This is a genomic window from Microvirga sp. GN3, assembly GCF_055792825.1.
Genome location: NZ_JBVVAK010000090.1, coordinates 1 through 25,674, shown reverse-complemented (window position 1 = coordinate 25,674; position 25,674 = coordinate 1). Strand labels below are relative to the sequence as shown.

General features: G+C 61.6%; 23 protein-coding genes and 1 pseudogene. 14 read left to right on the top strand and 10 right to left on the bottom strand.

Going from position 1 to position 25,674, the window contains the following annotated elements:
* Positions 1-147: 147 nt before the first annotated feature.
* From ACS5Q1_RS31270 to ACS5Q1_RS31235, 8 genes are all read left to right on the top strand, one after another.
* Positions 148-1,080: a LysR family transcriptional regulator gene (locus ACS5Q1_RS31270; protein WP_473101860.1), complete on the top strand. Its 933-nt coding sequence runs from the start codon at positions 148-150 to the stop codon at positions 1,078-1,080.
* A gap of 322 nt (positions 1,081-1,402) precedes the next feature.
* A complete protein-coding gene (locus ACS5Q1_RS31265; protein ID WP_473101859.1) occupies positions 1,403-2,926 on the top strand; it encodes an ABC transporter substrate-binding protein in 1,524 nt (507 codons plus the stop codon).
* Positions 2,927-2,993: 67 nt separating this feature from the next.
* Positions 2,994-3,935 carry an ABC transporter permease gene (locus tag ACS5Q1_RS31260; protein WP_473101858.1) on the top strand — a complete coding sequence of 314 codons (942 nt, stop codon included), beginning with the start codon at positions 2,994-2,996 and terminating at the stop codon, positions 3,933-3,935.
* Entirely contained in the window at positions 3,935-4,798 is an 864-nt protein-coding gene (locus tag ACS5Q1_RS31255; RefSeq protein ID WP_473101857.1) for an ABC transporter permease, read from the top strand. Before ACS5Q1_RS31260 ends, ACS5Q1_RS31255 begins: the two co-directional genes overlap by 1 nt.
* A gap of 4 nt (positions 4,799-4,802) precedes the next feature.
* Positions 4,803-6,026: an amidohydrolase/deacetylase family metallohydrolase gene (locus tag ACS5Q1_RS31250; protein WP_473101856.1), complete on the top strand. Its 1,224-nt coding sequence runs from the start codon at positions 4,803-4,805 to the stop codon at positions 6,024-6,026.
* Entirely contained in the window at positions 6,023-7,036 is a 1,014-nt protein-coding gene (locus ACS5Q1_RS31245; RefSeq protein ID WP_473101855.1) for an ABC transporter ATP-binding protein, read from the top strand. The genes ACS5Q1_RS31250 and ACS5Q1_RS31245 overlap by 4 nt, the downstream gene beginning before the upstream one ends.
* A complete protein-coding gene (locus ACS5Q1_RS31240; protein ID WP_473101854.1) occupies positions 7,033-8,016 on the top strand; it encodes an ABC transporter ATP-binding protein in 984 nt (327 codons plus the stop codon). Before ACS5Q1_RS31245 ends, ACS5Q1_RS31240 begins: the two co-directional genes overlap by 4 nt.
* A complete protein-coding gene (locus ACS5Q1_RS31235; RefSeq protein WP_473101853.1) occupies positions 8,013-8,501 on the top strand; it encodes a RidA family protein in 489 nt (162 codons plus the stop codon). The genes ACS5Q1_RS31240 and ACS5Q1_RS31235 overlap by 4 nt, the downstream gene beginning before the upstream one ends.
* 20 nt (positions 8,502-8,521) lie before the next feature.
* Here the strand turns inward: ACS5Q1_RS31235 and ACS5Q1_RS31230 are convergent, their stop codons facing one another.
* Positions 8,522-9,325: an IclR family transcriptional regulator gene (locus ACS5Q1_RS31230; protein WP_473101852.1), complete on the bottom strand. Its 804-nt coding sequence runs from the start codon at positions 9,323-9,325 to the stop codon at positions 8,522-8,524.
* Positions 9,326-9,452: 127 nt separating this feature from the next.
* Between ACS5Q1_RS31230 and ACS5Q1_RS31225 the strand changes: the two genes are divergently transcribed.
* Positions 9,453-10,652, top strand: a complete 1,200-nt coding sequence (locus tag ACS5Q1_RS31225) for an aminotransferase class V-fold PLP-dependent enzyme (RefSeq protein WP_473101851.1) — start codon at positions 9,453-9,455, stop codon at positions 10,650-10,652.
* A 90-nt stretch (positions 10,653-10,742) separates the two neighbouring features.
* Here ACS5Q1_RS31225 and ACS5Q1_RS31220 read toward each other — a convergent pair whose 3' ends face one another.
* The 9 genes from ACS5Q1_RS31220 to ACS5Q1_RS31180 all read right to left on the bottom strand — a co-directional run bounded on the left by ACS5Q1_RS31220 (position 10,743) and on the right by ACS5Q1_RS31180 (position 19,858).
* Positions 10,743-11,651 carry an ABC transporter ATP-binding protein gene (locus ACS5Q1_RS31220; RefSeq protein WP_473101850.1) on the bottom strand — a complete coding sequence of 303 codons (909 nt, stop codon included), beginning with the start codon at positions 11,649-11,651 and terminating at the stop codon, positions 10,743-10,745.
* Entirely contained in the window at positions 11,648-12,469 is an 822-nt protein-coding gene (locus ACS5Q1_RS31215) for an ABC transporter ATP-binding protein (RefSeq protein WP_473101849.1), read from the bottom strand. Before ACS5Q1_RS31215 ends, ACS5Q1_RS31220 begins: the two co-directional genes overlap by 4 nt.
* Positions 12,466-13,356, bottom strand: a complete 891-nt coding sequence (locus ACS5Q1_RS31210) for an ABC transporter permease (RefSeq protein ID WP_473101848.1) — start codon at positions 13,354-13,356, stop codon at positions 12,466-12,468. Before ACS5Q1_RS31210 ends, ACS5Q1_RS31215 begins: the two co-directional genes overlap by 4 nt.
* Position 13,357: 1 nt before the next feature.
* Positions 13,358-14,335 carry an ABC transporter permease gene (locus ACS5Q1_RS31205; protein ID WP_473101847.1) on the bottom strand — a complete coding sequence of 326 codons (978 nt, stop codon included), beginning with the start codon at positions 14,333-14,335 and terminating at the stop codon, positions 13,358-13,360.
* Positions 14,336-14,397: 62 nt separating this feature from the next.
* The gene (locus tag ACS5Q1_RS31200; RefSeq protein WP_473101846.1) at positions 14,398-16,050 is read right to left on the bottom strand and encodes an ABC transporter substrate-binding protein; all 1,653 of its coding nucleotides are present in this window, start codon (positions 16,048-16,050) and stop codon (positions 14,398-14,400) included.
* Between the two features lie 44 nt (positions 16,051-16,094).
* Positions 16,095-17,120 carry a glycoside hydrolase family 3 N-terminal domain-containing protein gene (locus ACS5Q1_RS31195; RefSeq protein WP_473101845.1) on the bottom strand — a complete coding sequence of 342 codons (1,026 nt, stop codon included), beginning with the start codon at positions 17,118-17,120 and terminating at the stop codon, positions 16,095-16,097.
* A 46-nt stretch (positions 17,121-17,166) separates the two neighbouring features.
* Positions 17,167-17,658 (bottom strand): GNAT family N-acetyltransferase, encoded by a 492-nt coding sequence (locus tag ACS5Q1_RS31190; RefSeq protein WP_473101844.1) that lies wholly within the window; start codon positions 17,656-17,658, stop codon positions 17,167-17,169.
* Positions 17,659-17,878: 220 nt separating this feature from the next.
* Positions 17,879-18,802 carry a helix-turn-helix transcriptional regulator gene (locus tag ACS5Q1_RS31185; RefSeq protein WP_473101843.1) on the bottom strand — a complete coding sequence of 308 codons (924 nt, stop codon included), beginning with the start codon at positions 18,800-18,802 and terminating at the stop codon, positions 17,879-17,881.
* A gap of 90 nt (positions 18,803-18,892) precedes the next feature.
* A complete protein-coding gene (locus ACS5Q1_RS31180; RefSeq protein ID WP_473101842.1) occupies positions 18,893-19,858 on the bottom strand; it encodes a VOC family protein in 966 nt (321 codons plus the stop codon).
* A gap of 198 nt (positions 19,859-20,056) precedes the next feature.
* On the opposite strand from ACS5Q1_RS31180, the gene ACS5Q1_RS31175 reads away from it, so the two are divergent.
* The 5 genes and pseudogenes from ACS5Q1_RS31175 to ACS5Q1_RS31155 all read left to right on the top strand — a co-directional run bounded on the left by ACS5Q1_RS31175 (position 20,057) and on the right by ACS5Q1_RS31155 (position 25,517).
* On the top strand, positions 20,057-20,737 hold the full coding sequence (locus ACS5Q1_RS31175) for a hydrolase (RefSeq protein WP_473101867.1): 681 nt from the start codon (positions 20,057-20,059) through the stop codon (positions 20,735-20,737).
* A gap of 194 nt (positions 20,738-20,931) precedes the next feature.
* Positions 20,932-22,803 carry an amidohydrolase gene (locus ACS5Q1_RS31170; RefSeq protein WP_473101841.1) on the top strand — a complete coding sequence of 624 codons (1,872 nt, stop codon included), beginning with the start codon at positions 20,932-20,934 and terminating at the stop codon, positions 22,801-22,803.
* Position 22,804: 1 nt separating this feature from the next.
* A pseudogene (locus ACS5Q1_RS31165) lies at positions 22,805-24,436 on the top strand (MFS transporter).
* A gap of 17 nt (positions 24,437-24,453) precedes the next feature.
* Positions 24,454-25,275, top strand: coding sequence for an alpha/beta fold hydrolase (locus ACS5Q1_RS31160; RefSeq protein ID WP_473101840.1), 822 nt, complete (start codon positions 24,454-24,456; stop codon positions 25,273-25,275).
* Positions 25,276-25,310: 35 nt separating this feature from the next.
* Positions 25,311-25,517, top strand: coding sequence for a DUF1427 family protein (locus tag ACS5Q1_RS31155; protein ID WP_473101839.1), 207 nt, complete (start codon positions 25,311-25,313; stop codon positions 25,515-25,517).
* The last annotated feature ends 157 nt before the right edge of the window (positions 25,518-25,674 follow it).

Here is a 25,674-nt window from a genome sequence, read left to right as displayed (position 1 = left end):
GCAGATAACGTTGCATGAAGACGCTTTCATTCGGATAGTGGGCGGCAGTTAGGCACTCCTGGGGAAAGCGCGCAATAGTATGAGGAAATGCGATAGGGCAATGAAATTTCCGGAAAGCGCGTGTAGCGTCCGAAGCGTATCTAGGCCATGAATCTGAAGCAACTTGAAGTCTTGAAGGCGATCATCGCGACCGGCTCGACGGTCGGCGCATCGACAACTCTGAGGATCTCGCAATCCGCCATCAGCCGGCATCTGACGACCCTCGAGGCCGAAATCGGATTCGAACTCTTCATCCGGGACAAGGGACGCCTTATTCCCAGACCGGAGGCCAAAGCTCTCGTGCCGGAAGTGGAAGAGCTTACGGAGGTCCTTGCACGGGTGAAGCGGAAGGCCGCCGACATCAAGGCAGGATCGGCGGGAGATACGCTTCTGCGTGTCGCCTTTCCGCACAGTATCACCACCAGTCTCCTGCCCCAGGTTCTCTCGCAATACTTCAAGCTCTACCCCAAGGCCGTGGTCGAGACGCTGTCCGGTCCTTACAGTGCCATCGAGCAGATGATCCGGGCCCGAAGCGCAGACCTGGGCTTTGTGCGCCTGCCGACCGAAGACCACGGCTTCAACGTGCGCCCAATTCTGCAGGGCGAGACCACATGTGTGATGGCGCCGGGCCATCCGCTCGCATCGAAGGAGCAGATCCAGCTGAAGGACCTGGCCAGAAACGATCTAATATTGCTCGGCCGGCAGAGAAGCGCGCGGCATGAACTCGAGTACGAGCTTCGCGAAGCCAGAGCCCCCCATCACTGCAGAATCGAGGTTCATTCCGTCGAGGCGGCCTGCGCCTGTGCGGCTGCCGGCCTCGGGGTGGCTGTCGTCCCCGCGCTGATTGCAAGCTTCTTCCGCTCTCCTGACATCCAGATGCGTCCTTTCCGCCCTGCCCGGACATCTGAATACGGGATCATCTCTCTGCCCAACCTGCCACTATCGAGACCGGCGGAATATTTCGTCGACCTCTTCATCAATGAGGTTACCTCCAAGGCATCTGGCACCGTGCGCATCGGCTCAGCGACGGTTTACGCCTGACGATCCAGGTGCACCTTAGGCCCCGGAACTTGCTCGTCCGCTCCATGCGATGGAAGTGCCAACTCGGTAGATCGAACGGTTGCTGTCTTCGCTGAGAGTTACCTAGAGAAATCCCTGCCCTTCAGGAGCGTCGCCCTAACGTGCACGTCCTGATCACGACGCGCCGCGACACAGCTCGGCTGGAATGACCAATCCATGCTGAACGGCCATGCGCGCCCAGCGCAAATTGCGAGCCTTCAATCCTATTGACCTTGAGTCCACATTCACTCACTATGACATAACTAAAGCAAATAATACATAATTATAGAGCAAGAGGGTGAACATGAGGATCAGAGAAGCATTACTATCCGGCTTGGCAATCCTTGCATCAGGCCCGGTTCTCGCCCAGTCCGGTGGCGGGGTCATCAATGTGGCAACGATCGGCGAGCCGCCGACGCTCGACCCTATGGTCTCGACGGCAGACTTGGTGGGAATCGTCACTCAGCATTTCTTCGAGACACTGTTCACCTTCGACAAGGACTGGAAGGTCACGCCTCTCCTGGCGGCATCGCTTCCAGAAGTCTCTGACGGCGGCAAGGTCTACACGATCAAACTGCGCCAGGGCATCAAGTTCCACGACGGTTCGGACATGACCTCCGAAGACGTCGTTGCCTCTCTCAAGCGCTGGATGGAGCAGGCCTCGCGCGGCAAGCAGGTCGCCGGCAATGTCGACAAGCTGGAAGCCGTCGATCCGTCGACCGTGCGCCTCACTTTGAAGACGCCTTACGCTCCTCTCCTGGCGCTTCTAGCCTTCAACAACTCCGCGGCGGTGATCATGCCGTCGGAGAAGATGGACGTTCCGATGAAGGAGCCTGTCGGCACAGGCCCTTACAAGCTGAAGGAACGCAAGCCGGATCAGTACATCCAGCTTGTTCGCAACGACTCCTATAAGCCGCTCGATGGTGCTGGGAACGGCTATGGCGGCGCCCGCAAGCCGATCCTCGACGAGATCCGCTTCGTTCCGGTCCCGGATCCCAATACGCGTGTCGAAGGCGCGATCTCCGGGCAGTTCGATTACGTGGATTCCATCCCGGTGGAATCCTACGACCGCATCAAGAATCTGCAGACGTCAAAGCCTGTCATTCTCAAGCCGTTCGGCTGGCCCGTCTTCGTGATGAACACGAAGCAGGGCGTGATGGCCAACACCGATTCCCGCATGGCCGTGCGCCTTGCGCTCAGCATGGAAGACATGCTGGCCGCGGCCTTCGGCAATCCTGAATTCTACTCGCTCGACGGGGCCATGTATCCCAAGGGCTATGTGTGGACCACGGAAGCAGGCGTCGACGGCAAGTATAACGTCGCTGATCCCGACAAGGCCAAGGCGCTCCTGAAGAAGGCCAATTACAGCGGCGCGCCGCTGCGCATCCTCACCAGCCGCCAATATGAGTTCCACTACAAGATGGCGCAGGTGGCGGCGGAGTATCTCAAGCAGGCGGGCTTCGCGGTCGATCTGCAGGTGGTCGACTGGGCGACGCTGACCCAGCGGCGCGGCGATCCGGCTCTGTGGGACATCTACATCACCCACAGCCCGTTCCTGCCGGAACCGGCGCTCATCGGACAATTGTCCGAAAGCTCTCCCGGCTGGTGGTCGACCCCCGAACGCAAGAAGGCGGTGGATGCCTTCAACACCGAGAGCGATCCGGCGAAGCGCCCTGCTCTCTGGGCTGAAGTGCAGAAGGTCATCTACGACGAAACCCCCAGCATCAAAATCGGCGACTTCAATGCCCTCTCGGCACAGTCTCCGAAGCTGGAAGGCGTCGTGCCTGCGCCCTGGCCCTACTTCTGGAACGTAACGGTCAAGAAGTAAGCGCTTAAGCAAGCTGGGGAGCGCTCCTCTCCGCGCTCCCCAAACATTCCTTTACGCAGATCGACGCATGAGCCGCTACATCTTCCAACGATTGCTCGGCATGCTGGCCGTGATGTTCGTGGTCGTCACGATCGTGTTCATCATCGTGCGCATCGCCCCCGGCGACCCCGCCGCCGTGATGCTCGGGCCCGACGCCACGGCCCAGGACGTGGCCAGCTTACGCACGCGCCTTGGCCTCGATCAGCCGCTCATCGTTCAATACGGCATTTTCTTCGGGCAGCTGCTGCAGGGCGATCTCGGAGAATCCATCTTTCTCAACCGCCCGGTTCTCTCGGCCCTGGCGGAGCGTGCCGAACCGACGTTCTTCCTCACCATATTCTCCATTCTCATCGCAGGCCTGATCGCCATTCCGGTCGGAATCCTGTCAGCCTACTGGCGCGGCTCCCTCTTCGATCAGGCATCGACGACCCTGGCGATGCTCGCGGCCTCCGTGCCGAGCTTCTGGCTCGGATTGCTGCTGATCCAGTTCTTTGCCGTACGCCTCGGAATCTTTCCGGTCTCCGGATACGGCGGCCCCGGCGCCGGGCTCGGCACGCGGCTGTCCCATCTCGTGCTTCCCGCCCTGTCGCTCGGCATCGTGTCGTCGGCCCTGATCCTGCGCTTCACGCGGGCCAGCATGCTCGACGTCCTGAACGACGATTACGTGCGCACCGCGCGTTCCAAGGGCATGGGTGAATTCCGGGTCGTCATGAAGCATGCCTTCAAGAACGCGCTCATTCCGGTTTTGACCGTGATCGGCCTGACGGCTGCGCTTCTCGTCTCCGGCGCCGTCGTGACGGAAACCGTGTTCGGCCTTCCCGGCGTCGGCAATCTCGTCGTCTCAGCCGTGCTGCGGCGCGATTATCCCGTCATCCAGGGCGCACTTCTCATCGTGGCGGCGCTCTATGTTCTCATCAACTTCCTGATCGACATGCTCTACCTGCTCGTCGACCCACGGGTGCGTTACTGATGGCCGCGGTCAGCTCCCCTGCCATCGGCGAAGCGAGTTTCGTCTCGCGGCTGGTGACGCGCAAGACCGTCATGATCGGTCTTCTCATCCTCGTGATCGTCGCGGCACTGGCGATCCTGGCGCCATTGATTGCGCCCTACTCGCCAAGCCGCCTCTCCGTCGTGAACCGGCTCAAGCCGCCGAGCGGAGTCTACTGGTTCGGCACCGACGAGTTCGGCCGCGACGTGTTCAGCCGCACGATCTATGCGGGCCGGCTTTCGCTGCTCGTCGGCGCCTCGGTCGTCGCTTTCGCAGCCGTTTTCGGTGTGACGCTCGGTCTCGTGGCCGGTTTCTTCCGACGCCTCGACACGCCGATCGCCCGCATCATCGACGCCATGATGGCCTTCCCGGACATTCTCCTGGCCATCGCGCTCGTCGCTGCCCTCGGCCCCTCCCTCATCACCGTCATCGTGGCCCTCGGGATCGTCTACACGCCGCGCCTTGCGCGTATCGTGCGGGCCTCCACGCTGGTGATCCGTGAACTGCCCTATGTCGAGGCGGCGCGTGCGCTCGGCGTGCCGACTTGGCGCATCATGACACGGCATGTGCTGCGCAATCTCGTGTCTCCCATTCTCGTGCAGGGCACCTTCATTTTCGCCTATGCCATGCTGGCGGAAGCCGGTCTGTCGTTCCTCGGCCTCGGCGTCAGCCCGGAGGTTCCGACATGGGGAACGATGATCGCGGCCGGGCGGCAATATATCGGACAGGCCGACTGGATGACGCTGTTTCCCGGCATCGCCATCATCCTCTCGGTTCTTTCATTGCAAATGGTTGGCGACGGGTTCCGGGATCTTCTCGACCCGCGCCTGAGAAAGGATCTTTGATCTCATGACTTTTCATGCAGAAGCGTCTCCCCTGCTGATCTCGGCCGTGAAGCCTGTCGGCTTCGGCAAGGGCGTGCCGCAGGAAGCGACGGACATTCTGATCGGCGGCGACGGAAAGATTGCCGGCGTCGGCCATTCCCTCCAGGCGCCGGAAGGCGCCCGCCGCATCGATGCCAAGGGGGCTTTTGTCTCGCCCGGCTGGGTCGATCTGCATGCCCATGTCTGGCATGGCGGCACCGACATCTCCATCAAGCCGCAGGTCTGCGGCATCGAGCGCGGCGTGACGACCATCGTGGACGCCGGATCCGCCGGTGAAGCCAATTTCCACGGCTTTCGCGAATACATCATCGAGCCGGCCAAGGAGCGCATCAAGGCCTTTCTCAACATCGGCTCGATCGGTCTGGTCGCCTGCAACCGCGTCAGCGAGCTGATCGACATGCGATCGATCGATATCGACCGCACCATCGCCTGCGTCGAAGCCAATCGTGACATCATCATCGGCATCAAGGTGCGGGCGAGCGGCGTCATCGTCGGCGCATGGGGCATCACACCGGTGAAGATCGCCAAGAAGGTGGCCAAGATCCTCAAGCTGCCGCTGATGGTGCATGTGGGCGAGCCGCCTCCGGTCTTCGACGAGGCTCTCGAGGTTCTAGGCCCCGGCGACGTGGTGACCCACTGCTTCAACGGCAAGGCTGCGGCGAACATCATGGAGGACGAGGATCTGTTCCAGCTGGCGCAACGCTGCGCCAGGGACGGCATCCGCCTCGATGTGGGACATGGTGGCGCGTCCTTCTCGTTCAAAGTGGCCGAACTCGCCATCGAGCGCGGCCTCCTGCCCTTTTCGATTTCGACAGACCTGCACGCGCGGTCCCTCGACAATCCCGTCTGGGACATGGGCACCACCATGTCGAAGCTGCTCTCGGTTGGCATGCCGTTCGAGGCCGTGATCGATGCCTCGACGCGGGCCCCGATGCAGGTGATCGGGCTTCCCACCGAGAACCTGCTTTCTCCCGGCACACGGGCCGAGTTCACGGTGTTCGAGGTCAATGACAGCGATCTCCGGATCGTCGATTCCATGGGCTACAACGCGCATCTCTCGCGCCTGATCGAGCCCGTCTGGACTATCCTCGGCCAGGAGGCCATCAAGGCGAGCCGCTACACCCCACCCCGGAAATCCGCCCTGGAGAGCTCCGCTTGTCCGCATTGCGGGTGGATCAGCGCCCGATGACGGAACTTCCCGACGATACCGTGCTCAAGGTCTCGGACCTGCGCACTCACTTTGAACTCGGCAGCCGTGTCGCCAAGTCGGTCGATGGCGTAAGCTTCGACGTGAGGCGCGGGGAGACGGTCGCGGTCGTCGGTGAATCGGGCTCGGGGAAATCCGTCACCAGCCTGTCGATCATGCGTCTTCTGTCGTCTCCGGGCCGGATCGTGGGAGGCAACATCCTCTACCGCACGAGCCAGGGACAGGTGGTCGACATCGCGACCCTGCCCGAGCGCAAGATGCGGGCGATCCGCGGCCGGGAGATCGCCATGATCTTCCAGGAGCCGATGACGAGCCTCAACCCGCTCTATACGGTCGGCGATCAGATTGTGGAGATGATCAGGCTGCACGAGCCTGTTTCGGCCGCCGAGGCGCGCCAGCGCGCGAAACAGATGCTCGAACTCGTCGAGATCCCGGCAGCCGACCGCCGGTTGGATGAGTATCCGCATCAGATGTCGGGCGGCATGCGCCAGCGCGTGATGATCGCCCTGGCTCTGTCCTGCAATCCCAATCTCCTGATCGCGGACGAGCCGACGACCGCCCTCGACGTGACCATCCAGGCGCAGATCCTCGATCTGCTTCGCAGGCTGCAGCGTGAGATCGGCATGAGCATCCTGTTCATCACGCATAATCTCGGCGTGGTGGCAGAGATCGCTCATGACGTGGTGGTCATGTATACGGGCCGCGTGGTCGAGAAGAGCCCGGTCGCCAGCCTCTTCGCACATCAGAAGCATCCCTATACCCGTGGCCTTCTCTCCTGCATCCCGAACGCATCGCGGGATCGCAGCGCCACAGGCGAGAGGCTGCGTCTCAATCCCATTCCCGGCAACGTACCTCCTGTGACGGCGCTTCCGCCGGGATGCAGCTTCGCTCCGCGTTGCTCCTATCGCATCCCGCATTGCGACGAGGCGCCGCCGCTGATGGCGGCAGGCCCCTCCCATCTCAGCCGGTGCTGGAGGCATGAGGCCCTATGAGCACAGAACCTCTCCTGAGCGTCCAGGGGCTGACCAAGCGGTTCCAGACCCGCAACGGCACGGTCAAGGCCGTCGAAGGCGTCAGCTTCGATGTGAAGCGGGGAACCATCGTGGGCCTCGTCGGTGAATCCGGATCGGGCAAGACCACCGCGGGCCGCTGCACCCTTCGCCTCGTCGAGCCCAATGAAGGGCGGATCGTTTTCGACGGTGTCGACCTGCGCACGTTGCCGGAACGGGAGATGAGAGCCTACCGCAGCCGGCTCCAGATCATTTTCCAAGATCCCTATTCGAGCCTCAATCCCCGCCTTCGGATCGATCAGATCATCGGCGAGGCGCTCGATATCCATCGCCCCGTCAAGGGCAGCGCCCGGCGGGACCGCATTGCCGAACTTCTCCAGAGAGTGGGCCTCAATCCGGATGCGGCGCGCCGTTTCCCGCATGAATTCTCCGGCGGTCAGCGTCAGCGCATCGGCATCGCGCGTGCCTTGGCGGTGGAGCCCGATTTCATCGTGGCGGACGAGCCGGTCTCGGCGCTCGATGTCTCGGTGCAGGCTCAGGTCCTCAACCTGATCCAGGATCTGCAGCAGGATTTCGGCCTGACGATGCTCTTCATCGCCCACGACCTGTCGGTGGTGGAGTATCTCTGCGACGAAGTCGTCGTCATGTATCTCGGGCGTGTCATGGAGCGCGGGCCCAGCCGCGAGATTTACGCCATGCCGCGCCATCCCTATACGCAGGCGCTTCTTTCAGCGGCGCCCCTGCCCGATCCGGAAGCAAGCCGCCAACGGATCGTTTTGAAAGGCGATATTCCGAGTCCCCTCAATCCGCCATCCGGCTGCGTGTTCCGGACACGTTGCCGTTACGCCGTCGAGGCCTGTGCCGAGATCGTTCCCCCCCTGGAGGATATCGGCTCGGACCATCACGTCGCCTGCATTCGTCACGGCGACCCTGAAGTGATTTCTCAAGGACTGAAATTGTGAACGAAGTTCAATACCTGACGACGTCGAATCCGTATGAGCGCCTGAAGGAGTTGGGCATTGCGCTTCCCAAGCCGCCGAACCCGATTGCCAATTTCGTGACCCATGTTCAGGAAGGCAACCTTCTGTTCCTGTCAGGCCAGGGACCGCAGGAAGCAGATGGCTCTCTCCATACGGGCAAGGTCGGCGTGGATGTCGATGCGGACAAGGCTTATGAGCACGCCAAGCTGACTGGCATCAATCTTCTGGCCGTCATGCAGGATGCACTGGGCGACCTGTCCCGGGTGAAGCGCGTCGTGAAGCTGCTCGGCATGGTGAACGCGGCACCTGATTTCGGCGAGCATCCCAAGGTAATCAACGGATGCTCCGATCTCATGATGGCGGTTTTCGGAGAGGCCGGTCGTCACGCCCGCTCCGCCGTCGGCTTCGGATCCCTCCCCAACAACATCACGGTCGAGATCGAAGCCATCGTCGCTATCGAGGAATGAGACCTTTCCTCATGCGTGGATCAGCGCCAGCCCAATGCAGCTTCAATCCTCTCGGCAGCCTCTCGGACAGCATTGGTGTAGCGGTCGCGATCCTGCACGATCCGATGCTCCGGAAGCACGATGGAAATCGTCGCAACACATTCTCCGGAAGGTTGGCAGATCGGCGAAGCGATGCAGGCCACGGAGAAATCCGACTCGTTGATCTGGATCGACAGGCGCTCACGCAGGGCGGCCGCGGAAGCTTCGGACAGAGCATCGGGATTCGTGTTGGCTCGTCCCGTGGGCGACACCTTCGAGGCGTGCCTGAAGACCTCCAGCCGCTCCTTGTCGGGAAGATGGCCGAGAAGAAGGCGCCCCGAGGCCGTCCAATTCAGCGGCACGCGCGAGCCGACTTTGGACGTGACCCTGAAGTGACCGGGACCATCCGCCATGGCCATGACAACCATGTGGTCACCATCGCGCCCGCAGATCTGGATGGTTTCCTCCACCTCGCGGCACAGGTCCTGCATTTCGTGGGTCGCGATGTTCAGGAAATCGAGGGATTGGGCGTAAGCCAGACCGTAATGGTAAAGGCGCGGACCAAGCCAGACCGTTCCATCGTTCCGCCGTTGCAGAAGCCGTTTCTCCACGAGGTCCTCGATGATCACATAGACCGTGGACAAGGGAGCGCCCACCGCCTTCGCCACCGCATAGGCACCCGCCGGTTTCATTTCCGCCTGCAGGAAGTCGAGGATCTGCAAGGCACGGTCGATCCCACTGACCCGCGCACCACGGCTGCGCTTCTCAGGAGTGGCGTTCACGGCCTCGGAAAACTTGGTGTCCACTGGATCTTCCCCCGGATCTTCAGAAATTGCGGCCCACCGCTACGACTGGCAGCACCTCAGCATACGCTTCCCCAATAATGGAATATACGCCATTCCGGCAACATAAAACATAGAGACAAAGAGCCCCATGACACAAAAAGACATCCGGCCGGAACTTGGCCTTCGCCCCGTCATCAACGTATCCGGCACCATGACGTCGCTCGGAGCGTCCATCGTCGTGCCCGAAGCGATTGCCGCCGTCTCGGCGATCCTTCCGCAATTCGTCGAGATCGGCGACCTGCAGAAGAAGGCCAGCCGTGTAATCGCGCGGCTCTGCGACACGGAAGCCGGTTTTGTCACGGCCTCCTGCTCGGCCGCCATCACGCTTGCGGTTGCGGGCGCCATGACCGGATGCGATCTCGCCGCCGTCGAGCAACTTCCCGACACCGATGGCCTGAAGAACGAAGTGCTGCTCATGACCGGGCACATGGTCAGCTATGGCGCACCTGTCGAGCAGGGCATCCGCCTCGCCGGTGCGAAGGTCGTACCTGTGGGCCAGGCTACATCGGCCTATGGCTACCAGCTCAATGGAGCGATCAACGAGCGAACCGCCGCTGCGGTCTACGTCGTATCGCACCATACCGTGCAGTACGGCCTGATCCCGCTCAAGGAATTCGTCGAGATCTGCCATGCGCGCGGCGTGCCGGTGATCGTCGACGCAGCCTCGGAATACGACCTGAAGGGGTTCCTGGCCACCGGCGCCGATATCGCTCTCTATTCCTCCCACAAGTTCCTCGGCGGCCCGACCGGCGGCATCGTGGCCGGCCGCACCGAACTCGTGCGCGCCACCTACATGCAAAACATGGGCATCGGCCGTGGCATGAAGGTCGGCAAGGAAGGCATGCTCGGCACCATCGCGGCTCTCGAAGCCTGGGAGAAGCGCGACCATGCGGCTGTCCGCGAGCGCGAGACACGGTATCTGGAACTCTGGGAGCAGACGCTGTCCGGCCGCCCCGGCGTGACGCCGATCCGCGAGGCGGACCCGACCAACAATCCGCTCGATCGCCTCAAGGTCGCCATCGAGCCCAAGGGCGCCCACATCACGGCCTGGGATCTCGCCGACGCACTCGCGTCCGGCCGCACGCCGATCATCGTTCGCGACCACGAGGTCGAGCACGGCTATTTCTATCTCGATCCGTGCAACCTGCATCCAGGACAGGAAGCCGTTGTGGCAGAACGGCTCGTCGAGGAACTGGAAAAGGCCCGGCAATCGAATGAAATCATTGCCTCTCCACTTGAGAACCGGCGCAACCGGTCCTCTCAGGCGATCATGCGCTGGCCCGACTGATCGAGCGAACAAGGAACGAGCTGGCGAGCCGGAACCTGAAAAACGGTCGGCTCGCCACTCTCAACGCCTCGCTGGATCGCCGTCGCGGATTCAGGCGGCCTGACGGGTGAAATGGTTCGGCCCGACCTCGACGGCGCGATCCTGAAGCTGCAGCGCTTTTCTGCGGATAGTATCGACCTCACGCGGATCCAGTCTCGCACCCGGATTGTCGAAGCGGATCTCGGGATTGGGCACGGCCGACAGGAGAAGACGCGTATAGGGGTGCTGCGGATTGGTCAGCACCCGGTGAACATCTCCCCACTCGACGATCTGTCCCGCATACATCACGAGGATGTCTTCGGCGACATAGCGTGCGGTCGCCAGGTCGTGAGTGATGTAGAGCAGCGAGACACCGAGATCCCGTTTCATCTCGTTGAGCAGGTTCAAGACACCGAGCCGGACTGAAACGTCCAGCATCGATGTCGGCTCGTCGGCGACGATGACCTGAGCGCCCATGGCGAGGGTCCTGGCGATATTGATGCGCTGCCGCTGCCCGCCGGAAAGTTCATGCGGATGTTTGCGTGTGACGGCGTCGGGATCGAGCTCCACGCGGCGCAGAAGGCCGGCGATCGTCTCGTCCACCGCCCTCCCCTTGAGATGCGGCTGGCCGAGTGCGAGCGGACGTCGGAGGATGAAGTCGACCGTGTGCGCCGGATTGAGCGACGCGAAAGGATCCTGAAAGATCATCTGGACGGCGCGCCGGTATTCCTTGAGGCTGACGGCCCCCTTCTCGTTCAGGTCCTTGCCGCGAAACAGGATCTTTCCGCCATCCGGCTGATACTCGCGCATGACGAGGCGGGCGCAGGTGGTCTTTCCGCTGCCGGATTCTCCGACCAGCGCCACGGTTCGTCCGGGATGCAGCGCAAAGGAGATTTCATGGGCGGCCCGCACGACCTTACCGCTGAGCCCGAAGCTCTTGCTCACCCGTTCAAGTGCGATGATCGGCTCCTGAACCATCATCCTGATGCCCTTTCCAGCTTGATCGGGTCCCCGTGCAGAGTCGGGAATGAAGCCCAGAGCTGCTTCGTGTAGTCATGCTGCGGCCGATGGAAGATCTGTTCGGCCGCGCCCTGCTCGACCGAGCTGCCGCGCAGCATGATGCCGATCCGGTCGCAGAACTGCACCATCAGCCCGAGATCGTGGGTGATGAACAGAACCGAGAACCCGCGGCTGCGGCGCAACTCGTCGATCCGCTGCAGGATCTCGCGCTGGACGACCACATCGAGCGCAGTCGTCGGCTCATCCATCACCACGAGCTTGGGATCCAGGGCCATGCAGATGGCAATGACGATGCGCTGGCGCATGCCGCCTGAGAACTGATGCGGGTAGTCGCGCATGCGCTCGGGCGGAATATCGACGAGCCTCAGCATCTCCGCCGCGCGCTCCCGCGCCTGCGCCTTCGAGTACCCGCGATGCCGCTTCAGCAGATCGTGGAACTGTGCCTCCACCCTCAGAACCGGATTGAGGGAATTCATGGCGCTCTGGAACACCATGGCAACCTTGTGCCAGCGGAATTCCTTCAGGGTCTTGTCGTCGAGATCGAGAACATCCTGTCCCTCGAAGAGGATCCTGCCGCGTCGAATGAGAGCAGGCGGCTTGTGCAGGCGGTTGATCGCATAGGCGATCGTGCTCTTGCCGCAACCGGACTCGCCGGCCAATCCGAAGACCTCGCCGGGAGCGATATCGAAGCTGACATCGTCGACGGCCCGGAAATCAGTCTTCGCTCCGATGTAGTCGATGGTGAGGTTCTGTACGGAGAGCAGAGGTTCGGCTTTCATAGACGGCCCTCCCCGCGACGCATCAGCAAGGACCAGCGCGACAAGGTATTGCCCGTGCGCAGGCGCGGATTGGCGATCTCGTCGACGGCGAAATTCAAGAGCGACAGGCCCGCTCCCAAGGCGATCAGGGCGAAACAGGGACTCAGGATGTCCCACCAGGCTCCCACCTGCAGCGCCGAAGCATTCTGAGCGTTGAAGAGCATCATGCCCCAGGAGACGGTCTTGGGATCGCCGAGTCCCAGGAATTCAAGGGTGGCCTCCGTGATGACCGCGAAAATCACGCTGCCGACGAAGTTGATCCCGATGATGGAGATCACGTTGGGAAAAATCTCGAACAGCATGATGCGCCAAGACGGCTCGCCCAGCATCTCGGCCGACTTCACGAAATCCTTCTGCTTGACGGACATGGTCTCCGCCCGCGTAACCCGCGCGCCCCAGGCCCAGGACGTGGCTCCGAGGATCAGAGCGATTACCCAGGGGCTCGCCTGCCCGATGAAAGCCGCGAGAACGAGGAGAAGCGGCAGGTTCGGCACCACGAGCACCATGTTTGTCAGAAAGCTGATGACCTCGTCCGTGCGCCCTCCCTGGTATCCTGCAACGATCCCGAGGATGGTTCCGACGGCCGTGATCAGCAGGCCGGCACCGAAGCCGACCGCCAGCGATGTGCGGGCGCCGTAAAGGAGACGTGCGAACACGTCCTGTCCGATGCGCGTCGTGCCGAGCCAATGGTCCCAACTCGGCGGTTGGTGGGGTCGTCCGACGCGCCGGGTCGGATCGTACTCCGTCAACCAGGGCGCCGCGATCGCCAGAGCCGCGATGATGGCGACGATGACGAGCCCGGTCAGAGCCTTCTTGTTATGCCCAAAGCTTCTCAGAACGGCCCCCATGTCAGGCCCTCCGCAAGCGCGGATCTAGCAGGACATAGCTGACATCCACGATGAAATTGGCCGTGAGCATGGCAAGGGTCATGATCAGCAATTGTCCCTGGATCACGGGATAATCCCGGGCGAGGATCGCCTGATACAGGGTGTTGCCGAGCCCTGGATAGTTGAAGACGACCTCCGTGACGAGGGATCCGCCCAGCACGGTCCCGATGGCGATGGCGAGACTGCTCACCGTCGGCAGAAGCGCATTGCGCGCCGCATACCAGAACATCACGCGATTGTCCGACAGACCCTTCGCCCGGGCCATGACGATGTAATCCTCGCCCAGAAGATTGATCATGTTGTTGCGCATGGTCACCACGAACCCGCCCGTCAGCACGATGGACAGGGTCAGGACAGGAAGGATGCCATGTCGGACGATGCTGGAGAGATACTGCCACGAGAAAGCGGGATCGAGCGCAGGATCGGCGGCATAGCCGGTCGGGAACCATTTCAGCTCGAAGCCGAAGATGTAAAGGGCCACCAGCGACAAAACCATGGCGGGCATGGATGTCGCCATGATGGCCCCGACGGAGAAGACGACGTCGAAGGTGCTCCCACGCCTCCAGGCCGCCATGATGCCGAGCACGGTGCCCAGGGTGAAGCTGATGAGCGTCGCGGTTCCCATGAGACCGACGGTCCAGATCAGCGCGCGGCCCAGCAATTCCGTCACGGGCAGCGGGAAATACTTGATGGACCGGCCGAGATCGCCCGTGAAGACACTTTGCAGATAAGTCAGATATTGCTGCCAGAGAGGACCGTCGACAAACCCGAAGGTCAGCTTCAAGGCTTCGAGGTTCTCAACGGAGAGATCGCTCCCCGCGCTCGAAAACATGATCTCGATCGGATCACCGGGCATGAGCCTGGGCAGAAAGAAATTGACGGTCGCAGCGGCAACAAAGGCCGCAAGATAGAATCCCAGGCGCCTGAAAAGAAAAGCCATCGAAACCTCAAATTGGGGAAGCGGACGAGCCGCTTCCCCTTTGCGCTGAACGATGCGCTAGATCATTTGACCGGCTTGAGCGACAGGAGATGGAGCAACCTGGCCGGGTTCTGGCGCGAGATCGTCGGGTTGACGAAGGGATTCTCGCCGCTCGCCCAGCCCGTGAAGCGCTTGGTGTTGTACTGATACCAAGTGGCGCTGTTGTAGACGGGGAAGAACGGGAGATTTTCCGCCACGATCCGCTGAGCGCCGTTCATGATGGTCTTCTGCTGAGCCTGATCCGGCGTCTGCGCGAATTTCACGATCAGGCCTTCGAGCTCATCGTTGAACCAGCGCTGCGCGGTGAAGCGCGTCTTGCCGGCATCGGCCTTAGTGAAGGCGCGCTGATACATGTAGTAAGGGGTGGCCGCGACCGAGATGCTGTTGATGGCGGCATCGAAGGATCCGCTGATCAGGCTCTGCGACCAGACGGCCTCCTCCGGCGTTCCCATGCTGGCATTGATGCCAACTTCGCGCAGCCCCTCGATGGCGATCTGCACCGTGTCGATCCAGTCGCTCCAGGAATTCGGCACGATGATGTTGAAGGCGATCGGCGTGCCATCCGGGTTGTCGCGGAAGCCGTCGCGGTTCTTGTCGACATATCCGGCCTTGTCGAGCAGCGCCTTGGCGCCCTCGAGATCATAGGTCGTGTATTTTCCGAACTCCGCCTTCACTTTCGGGTCGGTCCAGATCTTGTAGACTTCGCCGAAGGCAGTCGGGTCCTCGTTCAGCGTCGGGTATCCGTAGCCCGCCACGTCGACCATGGCCTTGCGATCAAGCGTCATGCTGACCGCGCGGCGGAAGTTGAGGTCCTTGAACGCCTTGCGGTTGTTCTCGTTGGATGTCTCCTGATTGAGCAGGAACTCCACCATGCTGCCTGCCGCATACCAGTACTTGTGATGCTGCGGGTCTTTGGCGACGAAAGTCTTCTCCACGTCGGGCAGGAAGGCCACGCCCCAATCGAGCTGACCGCTGGCGGAGGCGGCGAGGATCTGATTGTTGTCGGCGAGCTGCGGGAAGCGCATACAGTCGATGGCAAGCCAGGCTGCATCCCAGTAATGCGGGTTGCGGCACTGATCGTAGGTCTGCGGGGTAAAGCGCGTCACCTCGGTCATCGGGCCGCTGCCGACCGGGCTCTCGTTGGCGAAGGTGACCGGCTCCTTGATGTCCTTCCAGACATGCTCGGGCACGATCGGGAGTGCGATCAGGCGGTCGACCGCAAGCGCGCTCGGCTGGCGAAGCGTGAAGCGCACGGTCTGCTTGTCGACCTGCTCGACTCCGCTGATGAACTGCCAGATCGAGACGAAATCCAGCGCCGGATATTGCTTGATGTAGTTGTAGGTAAAGACGACATCTGACGCCGTCAGCCGCTTCCCGTCGGACCATTTCAGGCCGTCCCGCAGCTTGAACTCGATGCTCTTGAGATCCTCGGCGAGCTTGTAGCTCTCCGCGAGGCGATAGTTCGGCTTGTTGTCGTCGAAGCGGTTGAAGACGATCAGCGGCTCGTAGATGAAGTCGAGCGTGCTCTGCCGGGCCGACGTCTGATTGAACGGGTTGAAGTTACGCACCCATGTCGTCGCAGGCTCGACATTGACCGTGAGCACGGTCTGGGCGGCGGCCGGCAGTGTCAGGGCACCCAGCATGATCATTGCCAGGAGTGCTGAAGATCGTTTCATTGTAATTCCCTCTTTTTATTGAGCTTTTTACGCACCAGACAGCTCTATTGCGGAAGACGGGCGAAGATGTCTTCGACCTCCGCATGAAGCTGACGAACATCGACTTTGAGCGAACCGAGGCGCCGTTTTCCGACTTCGATCCGTGCTAGGGATTCCGCCGAAAGCGGACGGGCGGCCCTCGCTGCCGCAAGGCTCTCCGCCGTTGTGCCATGGCTGTGCAGGGCAATGTCGTATCCGGCATCGAGCGTCTGGCGAACGCGCTCCGGCAGCGGCCCGCGCAGCGATTCCATGAACAGGCAATCGGAGATGAGCACGCCCTGATAACCGAGATCGCCCCGGATCACGTCATTGCAGATGACGGGCGAGACCGAAGCCGGCCGTTCCTCGCCATAGGCCGCATAAACCACGTGGGACACCATGGCCCAGGGCGTGTCGATGAGATCCAGAAACGGCTTGAAATCCGTTGCCGCGAGGACGGCACGGCTTTCGCGTACCACCGGGCGCTCTTTATGACTGTCGGCCGTGGCGCGTCCGTGGCCGGGAATGTGCTTCATGATCGGCAGGTTGCCCACTTCGAGCAGGCTGTCGACAACGACACGACCGAGCGCGGCGACCCGCTCAGGATCCGGGCCGAACGAGCGTGCCCCGATCACGGCACTGGTGCTCTCGAAGACCAGATCGAGCACGGGCGAGCACCCGCTCGCCAGCCCGAGTTCCGTCATCATGGTCCCCATGGCGTGCGAGGAGAGGCGCAAGGCGTGCTTGGCGAGATCCATGTCATGGTCGGCAAGACGAGAGAAGTCGCGGAACGAGCGGAACGACGGCCATGGGCCGGCGTCGAGATGCTGCACCCGCCCTCCTTCCTGATCGGTGAAGACCGGTGCATCGTCCCGTCCGACGGCCTCACGGAACTGAGCCACCAGAGCCTTGACCTGATCCGGCGTCTTCAGATTGCGGCGCCCCACGAAGAGGCCATACGGATTCGTCTCACGAAACAACGCGACTTCATCAGCATCGAGAACCGGGTTCGGAATGCCGACGAAGAGAGCAAGTGGAACGTTCTGAGACATCGGACTCTATGGGTTGGAGGTAAAGGATCGTCGCACGCGACAGCGTCTATGGAACGGTGGCCGATTTGGGTGCTCGCAGCATGTCGGTGTAGATCCCCTTGCCCGAGGCCGGGATCTCAATTGCGCCGACGGTGTCGATGTAGAAACGCGTAGGACCGGGATCGCCGATGATGGCATAGGCATAGCCCATGTTCTTCATGGCAAGCAGCGTACGCTGCAGCAATGCGGCGCCGATCCCTTTGCCCCAGGACGCCTCTGCGACCCCGGTGGGCCCGAAGAAGCCTCGCGCAATCGCATCGTAGCAGGCAAATCCGACAAGCTCGCCCTTGCTCAGGGCGATGAGGCAAGAGGACGGCTGATGTCCGATGGCGACGGCGGCTTCGCTCGCCCAGTTCTGGCTGAAGTGCTGCAAGATCCAAGCCACGACGATGTGCCGTTCAGGCGCAAGAACCGGCCGGATCGTCAGATCCGTTCGCTCGGTTCGCTGCACGAGGCTTTCAAACCCTGGAGCATATAGACTGACAAGCAGGTCGCCCATGCAAATTCCATAATTACGTCATATCTATTTTTATAGTGTACTATTAGGATCAAATCCGCTCGTCCCGTCAAGCACGATCTCCACTGCCCCAAACGACCCGACGAGGCTTTAGCGCATTGTGCGGAATCGAAGGTCAGCAATGCGAGTTCGGCGGCAGTCGAGGAGAAAGGCCATCAGGTGCCGAACGATCATCTTCGACGGCGATCATCCGCAGGAAAGGTCATCGGAGCATCGACCGACGCCAAGCACCGGGGCTTGCGCCAACGGAACGGGTAAAAACGCGTGTGAAATAACTCTGCTCGCCAAAGCCGCAGATAAGCGCGATGTCGGCCAGAGGCAAAGTTGAGGACAGCAGAAGGCTCTTGGCCTCCTGCAGGCGGATATGCGTCAGATACTGATGCGGGCTCATTCCCGTCGTGCGGCGGAAGGCCTTGGCAAAGTAGCTCGGCGTGAGGCGGCATTCGCGCGCGATATCTGCAATGGTCAGACGAGCAGCAAGACGAGAATGCATGATCTCCTTGGCACGACGCTCCTGCCATGGTGCGAGGCTGCCATTGGCGGGAATTGGGGGAAGATGCATGCCCCCATAGCCTTCGGCGAAATAGGTCAACAGACTCAGCGCCATCTGATCGACGAAAAGCGGATTGGTCTGCGCCAGTTCCGGTGGCGCCGTGAGAAGAAGCGCACACATCGATCCCAGAATGGGGTCAGAGGCATCGGGCAAAGCACGCAGGGTCGAAATCGGCGATGCGCCACGCTCATAGGCCAAGTCGTCGAGAGCTTCCTTGCGTATGTAGAACTGCACACCGTCGAACGCCCCCCGAATTCGACTGCGGGGGTCTTCCGACAGATCGGCTGCGCTCACAGTTCCTGCCGCGAAGCCTCGGGCGTACTGCATGCGGCCATTGAGCCATAACTCGTGCTCTTCGACATCCTTTAACTTATAGGTGGCGCTGAAGGCAGCCTCGGGTTCGATCAGAACTGTCCGCTCTCGGTCTTGGCGCATACAGGTCAGCCGCGTCACGGCAAGCGAAAGACGATCCCCCTTCGAGACCTGCAGAATGCTCTGAGTGGTCATCCCGATATGACGCCCAAGCCGCCGGCCGAACAACCCTGTTTGTGTGTTTTCCTGAACGATTGTCATGTCAGCTCGCTTCAATCGATCGAGATCACGGCCTTGTTCGAGACGCTTCCGACATGGCCAGTTTCATTCAGAGAGAGGTCCAGACGCTCATCAAATCTCCTCAAAGGCATGTCGCTCGCATGTCGGCCCTGGCAATGGCGGCAGAACCTGTTGAAGCTCGCCACGTCGCTCCTCAAGAGCTGGCGGCAGCCGCAAGTTCATCCCCAGCGTCTCGAAACTCTCATCCACGCCGAAGCCCGGGCCATCGGTTGCAATCTCCAAGAGCAGTCCGCACGTGGAGCGGAAATTAACGGAACGATAATAGATCCGATCCTTTGGCGGTGCCGCGACAATCCCATACCGATCCTGGAGGGCTTGGACTATGGCCTCCTGGTCGGCAGCGTCACGGGCACGAACAGCGACATGATGGATGCTCCCGGCGCCGAGCTGGCCTCGTGCGCGTCGGCCGGTCTCGTCAAGTGTGATTGTACCGCCTGCCCCTTTATGGGCAGAGAGCCGAACGAGGTTGCCATGACGGGCTGTCTCGACAAAGCCGAGAACCTCCCGAAACATCTCGCTTAGCGGATCAGTCTTACGGATTTTCAACACAAGATCGTGAAGTCCCTGGAGTCCATAGGAATCGGGGATTTCGGGATGGTGCCAGGCCGAAGGCTGCGCCGGCAAGCTTCCCTCCACGAAGGCCAGCAAAGCTCCGTCCGGGTCCTCGAAGGCGATCTGATTCTCACCGAATGCGGTCTGGCCGAGACGATGGAAAACACCCGCTGCTCCGAGACGTCGGGTCCACCAATCCAGTGAGCCCGATGGAATGCGGAATGACGTTTGCCATGCCTCACAGGCCCCGCGTCTGCCGCGCGACACGCGCTGCCATGGGAACAGGGTGAACAACGTGCCGGGCCGGCCGGTCTCGTCGCCGAGGCAAAGGTGGAAGGTACCGGGGTCCTCATGAGAGACGGTCCTCTTCACGAGCCTCATCCCGAGGAGACACGCGTAAAAGCGGCAACTCCGTTCAGCGTCGCTCGATATCAGCGTAACGTGGTGAAGGCCGCGTCCGGCCATGATTTCACTCCCGGCAAGTCGTTTGCGATACCGTAATAACGGCAAGGATCACTTGTCTTGCACACTTTTACCATTCATCGTCAGCATGCTCCACGGAACGACAAAATCGTCCAAGCCTGTTTCAAGTTCTCCAAGATTTCACCACGCAATCAGGGGATCCTTTGCGGCATCCCCTCAGCAACAGGACTGGCCATGCCCATCAAAGCGTCTCCCACTCCCGGTTCAACGCTCGTCAGCCCCACCGATCACGCGCTGATCCTCATCGATTTCCAGTCGCAGATGTCGTTTGCCACGAAGTCCATCGACGCTGTGAATTTGCGCAACAATGCTGCATTGATCGCTGAGGCTGCGGCAGGCTTCAAAGTTCCGACGATTCTGACGACGGTCGCGGAAAAGAGCTTCTCGGGGCCCATGTTTTCCGAGATTACCGATGCTTTCCCGGGTCAGAAGCTGCTCGACCGCACGTCGATGAACACCTGGGAGGACTCCGCTGCCATCGACGAGGTGAATCGAATCGGGAAGGACCGGTTGGTCTTCGCCGGACTTTGGACGTCCGTCTGCATCGTCGGGCCGACGCTCTCGGCGCTAGATCAGGGCTTTGAAGTCTATGTCGTCACCGATGCCTGCGGCGACGTTTCGACGGAAGCGCATGAGCGGGCGGTTGAGCGCATGATCCAGGCCGGCGTCAGGCCGATGACCGCGCTGCAATACCTGCTGGAACTGCAGCGCGACTGGGCCCGCGCCGAGACTTACGACATGACGACCGGCATCGCGAAGAAGTTCGGCGGCGCCTACGGGCTCGGCATCATCTACGCCAAGACCATGTTCGGCGCGAGCGAAGGAGCACACGGCTCCGCCTCATCAGTCGCGGCCGAATAATCTGCCATCCTGGCAGGTGCGGGAGATATAATCCGCACCTGCCCTGCAACTTCACCATCACCTCGTCTGCCTTGATCGGCAGAAGCCGGTGTAAACCTGGTATGTCCATGACTCACAATCGTCGCACGATTGTCGCCGGGATTGGTGCATTCGGGGCTGGATTTGCTCTTCCCAAAGGCTTGGAGGCCCAGACGATGCCCACGTCCGCCGACCTGATCCTGTTCAACGGCAAGATCGCAACCCTTGATCGCCAGAAGCCTGAAGCATCGGCGGTGGCCATCCGGGATGGACGCTTCATGGCGATCGGAGACGAGAGCGAGGTGATGCCTCTCGCCGGCCCCGAAACGCAGCGCATCGATCTCAAGGGACGACGCGTAGTCCCAGGGCTGATCGACAGCCACATGCACATCATCCGCGGCGGTCTCAACTACAACATGGAGCTGCGCTGGGATGGCGTCCGCTCCCTATCTCAGGCCATGCGGATGCTCAAGGAGCAGGTGGATCGCACACCGGCCCCGCAATGGGTACGTGTGGTCGGCGGCTTCAGCGAGCATCAATTCGCCGAAAAACGCCTTCCGACTCTCGACGAAATCAACGCTGTCGCTCCCGACACACCCGTTTTCATCCTTCACCTTTATGACCGTGCCCTGCTGAACGCAGCCGCCCTGCGCGCTGTCGGCTATACCAAGGACACGCCGAACCCTCCCGGTGGCGAGATCCAAAGGGATGCTCAAGGCACCCCCACGGGCCTGCTGATCGCAAAGCCCAATGCCACGATCCTCTACGCCACCTTGGCGAAAGGCCCGAAGCTTCCGCCGGAATACCAGAAGAACTCGTCGCGCCACTTCATGCGCGAGGTAAACCGGCTCGGCGTGACGGGCGTGATCGATGCCGGCGGCGGATTTCAGAATTATCCGGATGACTACACGATCATCGAGGAGCTGCATCGCGAAGGGCACCTGACGGTGCGCCTCGCCTATAATCTGTTCACCCAGAAGCCGAAGGAAGAACTGAAGGACTTCGATACCTGGGCGAAGCAGGTCAAGCCGGGCCATGGTGACGATCTGTATCGCCACAACGGCGCCGGCGAGATGCTGGTCTATTCCGCCGCTGATTTCGAGGACTTCAAGGTCGAGCGTCCCGACATGCCGCCATCCATGGAGGGAGACCTTGAACCGGTCGTCCGTCTCTTGGTCGAGAACCGCTGGCCATGGCGCCTGCACGCCACCTATAACGAAACGATCACCCGGGCCCTCGACGTGTTCGAGAAGGTGAACCGGGATATCCCCTTCAATGGCCTGCATTGGTTCTTCGACCACGCCGAGACCATCGACGACCGCAACATCGACCGTATTGCGGCTCTCGGCGGCGGCATTGCGGTCCAACACAGGATGGCGTTCCAGGGCGAGGACTTCGTGGAGCGCTATGGCGACAAGGCTGCAGAACGTACGCCGCCGATCCGCCGCATGCTGGAAGCAGGCGTTCCCGTAGGCGCGGGCACCGATGCCACCCGTGTGGCTTCCTACAACCCGTGGGTTTCCCTGTCCTGGCTCGTGACGGGAAAGACCCTCGGAGGGCTGACGCTCTATCCGGCTGCGAACCGTCTCGACCGGGAAAGCGCTCTGCGCCTGTGGACAGAGGCCAACACTTGGTTCTCGAACGAGACCGGCAAGAAAGGACAGATCAAGGCGGGACAGCTGGCGGATCTGGCCGTCCTGTCCGACGACTATTTCTCGGTCCCGGAGGATGCGATCCAGGACATCACGTCCGTTCTCACTCTGCTCGGCGGAAAGCCGGTACATGGCGATGCCGAGTTCAAGGATCTCGCGCCGTCCCTGCCCCCGCCGATGCCGGACTGGTCACCGGTGCGAACCTATGGCGGATATCAGAAACGGGCCGACAAGCCCGACGAACGCCGATATGCGTTTGCTGCGGTGGCGTGCGCCTGTGCCAATAGTTGCGGAGTGCATGGCCATTCCCATGCCAGTGCCTGGGGCGCCAATCTGCCAGCCTCCGACATCCGCTCCTTCTGGGGCGCTCTCGGCTGCTCCTGCTGGGCGTTCTGACATGACCGATATCCGGAGCACGGTCACCGAAGGAACACCTCCTCCCCCACCCGGTACTTTTGCGCCGCTGCAGCACCGTCTCTTCGCGGTGATCTGGATTGCCACGGTGCTCGGCAATGTCGGCACCTTCATGAGGGACGTGGCATCCGCCTGGCTTGTCACGGAGATCTCCGCCTCTCCGGCCTCGGTCGCGATGATCCAAGCGGCCGGAACCCTTCCGGTCTTTCTGCTGGCCATTCCAGCGGGCGTCCTGTCCGATATCCTCGACCGGCGCCGCTTTCTGATCGTCATTCAGATCATGCTCGGAACGGTGAGCTCCCTTCTTGCCTTCCTTGCCTGGTCAGGAACGGTCTCGGTCGAGAGCCTCATTGTCCTCACCTTCCTCGGCGGAGTGGGCGCGGCGCTGGCAACGCCCGCCTGGCAGGCGATCACACCGGAACTCGTTCCGAGATCCGATCTCAAAGGCGCCGTCGCCCTCAACTCGCTGGGCATCAACATCGCCCGCTCCGTCGGTCCGGCCTTGGGAGGTTTTCTCCTCGCTGCACTTGGAGCAGCAACCGTCTACGGTCTTGACGTTCTCACCTATATCGTTGTCGGAGGAGCTCTGCTCTGGTGGCGGCGCGAAGCCGATGTGGATGACGGCCTGCGGGAGCAGTTCGGAGGAGCCCTGCGGGCAGGGTTGCGTTATGCCCGGGCCAGCCACGATCTCCACCGTATCCTGTGGCGGGCCGTGCTGTTCTTCGCCTTCGCCAGCGCCGTCTGGGCACTCCTTCCCATCGTCGCGCGCCAGGAGATCGGAGGAGGCCCGAGCTTCTACGGCCTGATGCTTGGCAGCGTCGGAGCCGGTGCCATCGCGGGCGCCATCCTGCTTCCGCAGGCCCGCGCCCGCCTCGGGCAGGATCGTCTCATCCTGCTGGCGTCGCTCGTGACGGCAGGCTCGACCGCCCTGCTCGCCCTGACGAATTCCGAGATCGTGGCGATCATCGCAACCTTCATACTCGGGATCGCGTGGATCGCGATGCTGACCACGCTCAACAGCATCATGCAGGCCATCCTGCCGAACTGGATCCGGGGGCGCGGCCTGGCGATTTATCTCACCGCGTTCAACGGTGCCATGGCGGCGGGCAGTCTCGGCTGGGGTTTTCTCGCGCAGGAAGTCGGCACGGACGCAACTCTGATTGCAGCCGGCATCGGCCTTGCCCTCACCGCAGCACTGGCCCACAGGGCTCCCCTGCCCAGCGGAGAGGGCGACCTGACGCCCTCATTGCACTGGCCGGAGCCGGCCATGGCAGAACCCGTCGCGCATGACCGGGGACCGGTCATGATCACGGTCACTTATCGCGTCTCGCAAACGGATCGTCCCGCCTTCCTCAGCGCCGTCGAGCGTATGTCCGAAGGGCGTCGCCGCGATGGCGCCTATGCCTGGGGCGTCTCAGAGGATGCGGCCGATCCCGAGCACATTGTCGAATGGTTCTTCATCGAATCCTGGGCCGAGCATATGCGTCAGCACAAGCGGGTCTCGAAGGCCGATGCCGATATCTAGGTCGAGGTCAGACGATTTCACCAGGGAGCGGAGCCTCCCCTCGTCCAACACTTCCTGGCACTCGACAAGCCAGCACGACAACAGCGTTGAAGCAAGGAGAGCACTCCATGGGAATGATCACGACGAAAGACGGCACCAAGATCTTCTACAAGGACTGGGGATCCGGGCAGCCGATCCTTTTTTCGCACGGGTGGCCGCTCACCGCCGATGCCTGGGACGGTCAGATGCTATTCTTCGGCCAACAGGGCTATCGCGTCGTCGCCCATGACCGCCGCAGCCATGGCCGCTCGGACCAGACTTGGGACGGCAACAACATGGACCAGTATGCGGATGACCTGGCCGAACTGATCGAGAAGCTCGATCTGAGAAACATCATTATGATCGGCCATTCCACCGGCGGCGGCGAGGTAGCGCACTACATCGGCCGCCACGGTACCGGACGCGTCGCGAAGGTCGTTCTCGTCGGTGCGGTGCCGCCGCTGATGCTGAAGACCGACGCCAACCCAGAAGGCACGCCGATCGGCATCTTCGACGGCATCCGCAAGAACACAGCCGACGACCGATCGCAGTTCTTCAAGGACCTCAGCCTTCCATTCTATGGCTTCAACCGCGACGGCGCGAAGGTCAACGAAGGCTTGCGCGAGTCTTTCTGGCTTCAAGGCATGATGGCCGGCATCAAAGGCGCGTACGACTGCATCCACGAATTCTCGGAAGTCGACTACACCGAGGACCTGAAGAAGATCGACAAGCCAGCCCTCTTCATCCATGGCGACGACGACCAGATCGTCCCGATCAAGGCGGCAGCGGAAAAGAGCGCGAAGATCGTCAAGGGTGCCCAGCTCAAGATCTATCCGGGCAGCTCGCATGGCTTGGCGCAAACCGAGGCGGATAGGTTCAACGCCGACGTCCTCGCGTTCATCAAAAGCTAACATGAAGGTCTTGCTCGGACTGCTCCTCGCCTTCGGTGTCGGAATCGTGTGCCGTCTTTGAATTGCCCCTTCCGGCACCTTTGGCTCTCACGGGAGCGGCCCTCGTTCTGGCCATGTCGGCCGGCTACGAACTCGTGGATCGCCTCGCGCCCCATCGCGAGGCATCCCAGCGCGAAAACTGCGGTGGATCCGATGGTCGCACACGAGCCGCACGCATCATGTCGGAAAGGCAGGCGGATTGACACATGGTTGCGCTTCTTGCCGGATTGCTGATGGCGTAATTACCCACGCCGTTGCTGAGGCTGGTTTCAGGCGCTGACGGTAGCGAGAATGGTGCCGAAGACGGTGACACTTGGCGTGAGCCGAGCCGTATCGACGACGGTGCGCACGGCCGCTTCG